Here is a 4,900-nt window from a genome sequence, read left to right as displayed (position 1 = left end):
GAGCGCGTCCCTCAGTACTTATGTTCGGGCCGCGGCAAAGCCACGGCGAAATCTCCGATCATCAGGCACGCTGAAAATGAAAATGAAGCCGATCCTGCCAGACAATTGGCGTTGCGACTTCAGGCAGCTGCGGTATGCCCCCAATCAAAAGACGGTGCGTGTTGTTTGCCCACAGAAATTTTGGGCCGCACAATCAATCTCCCGATCACTTCAAATAGTCATATGCCTTTCACGATGCGCCAAAATTAGGCAGCATCGTACAGTGGAGCAAGAAAATATTTACCAAGCGACGTGTGCGGAGACGCGCAGCAGAAAGGGCGTTATGCGAAGTAAACCACTCAAAAAGAAACGTTAAATTTATGTGAAGAACAACTTTAGCGTGAATTTTGCTATTAATCTGCAAATTTTCATCTGGTGAAAACAGTGAATTTCCTGAATTTTCAGTGCAAACCGAGCGAAATATGCGTTTCGCAAGGTATGGAATGCCTGACCGCGACCTGCGGCATTATTCCGAATCACCATTGAGAATCAGGTCATGAATGGCTGATTCGCACAGTCTTTCATGGCATAGAGTGCAGTTGCCGTCGTGTGCAGAAACCGCTTATGAAATCGGTCTGTATAGCTCTCGCTGAGCCGTCCGATCAGTGGAATTCCTGCGGCTCAGACGACGCGAAAAACGTCGCCCGTTCCGGCGTCGCGCACCAGATTTACCGATGTGCCGTCCCAGTGATAGTCAAGGTGCCGACCCTGCATCGGATCGCGCGCGAGGTCGGGGAAAAACAGGGCTACGCAAGCGCCGGGCGCGCGCACGCTTGGATAAACTATACCTTCGCCGCCCGCTGCGCGGACACCGGCAGCGAACGACTGCGCCGCACCATAATCATCCGGGTCAAGGCAAGGGTCGTCGCGCCGCCCACGCAGGTCATGCGCCTGCGCATCGACTGTCATGACGAGTTCGCGAAACTGCGACGTCCAGCCCGGAGTTTGCGCGGTCAACGTCATAAAGCGGGCGTGATGGTGAATCGTCTCGTGCACGGCAGTTTCAAAGTCTTGCGCCACATACAGCACGCCGCGCCGTCCGTCCGAAAACCGGCTCGGCCGATCCGTGCTGGTATGTGTGAAGGGTGCCATAAGATAGCTCGCGCCGGGGCCGCCGACGCGCCGCTCCGGGGGGATCAGATCGAGCGCACCGATACTGTCCATCAAACGCGGATTGGTTTTTTGCTCGGCCGAGATCAGCAGAGGCCAGTCTTCGGGGTCGGCGATGTCCTCGAACAGGTCGATGGGGGGATAAGTGCTGCGGATGATGCGGCGCGCGTCTGGCCACAGCACATGATTGATCGGCACCGCGTCCGGTGTGATCACCATGCGCCGCGCACTGAATCCAGATAGCGTCGCACCCGCATCAGATCGGTCAGGTCGCCGCGCTGCATGACGTCGAGCGCGGAAGCACCGCCAAACGCTGTGTTCGGCGCCTTGATCCAGTCATAGCCGCGCTGAGGCTCCGTAAAGACAATTCGCAAGGCCTTGTGAATGCCCAGAATATTCGACAGTCGCGCCTTTGTATCGCGGTCGAAACGCCCCGGCTGTCCGGCCTTCCAGCGCCGGTAAGTGCGCAACGGAAGGTCAAGCAGAATTGCCGCCATATCGTCGGTCAATCGCCATTTGTCGAACAGCGTCAGCGCGGCGCGCAGCATTGCGCCTGCCTCTGCATCCGTGATCGGATCAGGGACAAATTCATGGGCCTTGGTTTCAAGCTGCTGCAAAGACATTTTATTTCCTTTTGGCACCATATAGAGTTTATAATGCCATTTGGCAAGGATGATCCCTATTCCTCCCGGAATGCCTGAGTCAATTGTTCAGTGAGCGGTTTCGTCAGATAACTGAACACGGTGCGTTTTCCGGTTTGCAAAAAGGCCTGCACCGGCATGCCCGGCACCAGTTCCAGCCCGCTCAGCCGGGCCAGTTCATCCTCCGGTATTGCGACGGAAACGCGATAGAATGTCAGCCCAGTCGCTTCGTCCATCACGCTGGTCGGTGAAATATCCGTCACGCTGCCGGTCAATTCGGGTGTGGTGCGCTGGTTGAATGCGGGGAAGCGCACCGTAGCCTCCTGCCCCGGAAATACCTGATCGACCGATGCAGGGTCGATCTGCAATTCGAAACTCAGGTCATCGTCACGTGGAATGATCTGCAGGATCACCGCCCCGGGGGCGACCACCCCGGCGATCGTCGAAAACTGCAACTCGTGGATACGCCCGGCATCCGGCGCGCGGATTTCCACCCGTTCCAACTGCTTCTCTGTGCTGAAAATTTGTTGCGACAGTTCCTGTAATTGCGTGGTGGCATCGCGCAATTCAGTCACAACGCCCTCGCGGAATTGACGGTCGCTCTGAAGGATTTCAAGCTCTGTATCGCGTATCGAATTCTCGATCCGCGCAAGTTCCGAGGCGTGTTCGGAGATCTGCCCCAGCATATCCGCCTGTCCGCGCAAGAGGGACAACAACTGGCTTTCGCGGGCAAGTCCACGGTCAACGAGCGTCTGGGTCGCGGCGATCTCGGTTTCCATCAGGGCAAGCTGATCCTCCTTGGAGGTTATCAGCCCGCGCACACCCTCAGTCTGGTTGTCGAACTGCAGGATCTTTTCGGCCAGTTGTTCGCGCCGCCCGTCCTGTAACTCGCGCCGCGAACGAAAGATTTCTTCCTCGCCCGAGCGGATCAGGGCCACGTCGATGTCACCGGTGGGAATGTCCAGCGGAGTCCAGGCAATCTCATTGCGTCCTTCCTGTTCGGCGATCAGGCGGTCGCGGCGGGCAGAGACCTCTGCCAGGCGGGTCTGATAAATGTTCAGGTTGGCCGCAAGCAGCGTCGCATCAAGCCGCATCAGCACGTCGCCCTGCTCCACTGTGTCGCCGTTGGAGACAAGGATTTCCTCGATGATGCCGCCATCCAGATGCTGCACCGACTTCGGGCGCGACGCGACCTCGACCCCGCCTTGCGCGATCACCGCGCCGTTGATTTCCGTCAGCCAGGTCCAGCCCCCTGCCCCCGCGACAAAAGCGATGGTAACGATTACCCCGAGGACAGCGGGCCAGCGATAGCCGGTCTTCAGATCAGGTGTTTCGGCAAGCATGTTGGTCATCAGACGGGCTCCGGCACGGGCGGTTGACGGGTGGCCTTTTGAAGCACCTCGGCCTTGTCGCCGAACTGCGCGACCCGGCCCGCGTGCATGACCAATACCTTGTTTACCGCGGCGATGGCACTAGGCCTGTGCGCCATGACAACAACGGTTGATCCCGCCTCGCGCAGGGCAGTGATTGCGGCGGTCAGCGCCTCGTCACCGCTGGCGTCGAGGTTAGCGTTGGGTTCATCCAGCACGATATAGCGCGGCACCCGGAACACCGCGCGCGCCAGCCCGATCCGCTGCATCTGGCCACCGGACAGCGGCTGCGTGTTGAAGCCAAGTTGCGTGGCATAGCCATCGGGCAAGTGCAGGATCATGTCATGCACCCCGGCCATACGCGCGGCGGCGATCACGTCCTGATCGTCGGCTTGCGGATCGAAACGGGCGATGTTGTCGCGGATCGTACCCGTCAGCAGTTCCAGATGCTGCGGCAGGTATCCGATGTGCCGCCCAAGCGCCATCGGGTCCCACTGATCCAGCGTGGCCCCGTCCAGCCTGATTTCGCCGGCTTCCAGCGGCCACGCCCCGACAAGCACGCGCGCGAGCGTCGATTTGCCGGATGCGCTTGGCCCGATGACACCGAGTGCATCGCCCGGGGCCAGTTTGAAGCTGACCTGATCGAGGATCGGTGCGCGGTCCGCCCGGCGTTCGCTAGCGGGTGCGAATTTGGTCGCGCCAATGACGTCAAGATGTCCTTCGGGCGCGGGCAGGTCGATCGGGGTTTCCAGCGCTGGCACCTGATCGAAGGCCAGTTTGAGCCGCTTGTGCGCCTCGCGTGCGCGCACCACATTGCGCCAGGCACCGATCACTTGGTCGATGGGGGCAAGTGCCCGCCCCGCGATGATCGAAGCGGCGACGATCATCCCGGCAGAGATTTCCTGCTGAAGCGCCAGATACCCGCCCAGCCCCAGCAAGGCCGATTGCAGCAAAAGCCGGAACGCCTTGGATGCGGCGGTGAAGCCTTCGGCACGGTCGCCACCGCGCTGGCCGGTGGCCAGCCCTTCGGTGTGCATGTCACCCCAGCGATTGGCGACCGGATCGGCCATGCCCAGCGTCAGTATGGTTTCGGCGTTGCGGCGGGTCTGTTCGACATAGAATGATTCCGATCCGTCCATCTGCATCGCTTTGGCCAGATGCCGCTGGGTCATCACTTGGTTGGCAAGTGCCAGCACGATCACTACGCAGGTTCCGCCAAGGGCGAGAAAACCGAGCCACGGATGCACGATAAAGACGATAACAAGGTAAAAGGGAATCCACGGAAGATCGAAGAACCCCAGGATCGCGGGACTAGTGAGAAATCCGCGCACGACCGCCAGATCGGACAACGGACGCTGGATCGTCGCGTTCTGATGTATGCCCGACCGCACCCAGATGTCATAAGCGGCCCGCCCGACCGCCTGATCCAACCGGTAGGCGGCACGCGACAGCACCCGCACGCGCAGGAAATCGTAAAGCCCCAGAAAGAGATAGGCAAAGACCATGATGATCACGAGGCCCTGCAACGTGGCGACGGACCCCGACGACAGCACCCGGTCATAGACCTGCAGCATGAACATCGGTCCGGTCAGCATCAGGATATTGACGGCCGCGCTGAACAACCCGACCGCGATGAACGACCGTTTCAGCCCGCGCAGGGCCTTTTTGTAAAGATTGACTTTCCTGGCCACGATCGCTGCTGCGCCTCTATGAACGGTCAGGGAACGGCCCCGGCAGGCC

Annotated in this window: 4 protein-coding genes; all 4 read right to left on the bottom strand. The window is 59.8% G+C overall.

What is annotated here, in order from left to right:
* Positions 1-660: 660 nt before the first annotated feature.
* The 4 genes from AC04PH_RS01875 to AC04PH_RS01860 are packed head-to-tail and all read right to left on the bottom strand — an operon-like array spanning position 661 to position 4,851.
* Positions 661-1,368: an RES family NAD+ phosphorylase gene (locus tag AC04PH_RS01875; protein ID WP_483064045.1), complete on the bottom strand. Its 708-nt coding sequence runs from the start codon at positions 1,366-1,368 to the stop codon at positions 661-663.
* The gene (locus tag AC04PH_RS01870; RefSeq protein WP_483064044.1) at positions 1,362-1,772 is read right to left on the bottom strand and encodes an MbcA/ParS/Xre antitoxin family protein; all 411 of its coding nucleotides are present in this window, start codon (positions 1,770-1,772) and stop codon (positions 1,362-1,364) included. The genes AC04PH_RS01875 and AC04PH_RS01870 overlap by 7 nt, the downstream gene beginning before the upstream one ends.
* A 56-nt stretch (positions 1,773-1,828) precedes the next feature.
* Complete coding sequence (locus AC04PH_RS01865; protein WP_483064043.1) at positions 1,829-3,142, bottom strand: HlyD family type I secretion periplasmic adaptor subunit; 1,314 nt, start codon at positions 3,140-3,142, stop codon at positions 1,829-1,831.
* Positions 3,142-4,851 carry a type I secretion system permease/ATPase gene (locus AC04PH_RS01860; RefSeq protein WP_483064042.1) on the bottom strand — a complete coding sequence of 570 codons (1,710 nt, stop codon included), beginning with the start codon at positions 4,849-4,851 and terminating at the stop codon, positions 3,142-3,144. The genes AC04PH_RS01865 and AC04PH_RS01860 overlap by 1 nt, the downstream gene beginning before the upstream one ends.
* Positions 4,852-4,900: the final 49 nt, after the last annotated feature.

It is taken from the genome of Yoonia sp. KMU-150, assembly GCF_056858355.1.
Note: the sequence above shows the minus strand (reverse complement) of the source record. Positions and strands in the feature narration are given on the sequence as shown.

Bases quoted from the DNA above. Each gene is read 5' to 3' on its own strand.
- AC04PH_RS01865 (WP_483064043.1), bottom strand. From the start codon at position 3,142: ATGACCAACATGCTTGCCGAAACACCTGATCTGAAGACCGGCTATCGC.
- AC04PH_RS01870 (WP_483064044.1), bottom strand. From the start codon at position 1,772: ATGTCTTTGCAGCAGCTTGAAACCAAGGCCCATGAATTTGTCCCTGAT.
- AC04PH_RS01875 (WP_483064045.1), bottom strand. From the start codon at position 1,368: ATGGTGATCACACCGGACGCGGTGCCGATCAATCATGTGCTGTGGCCA.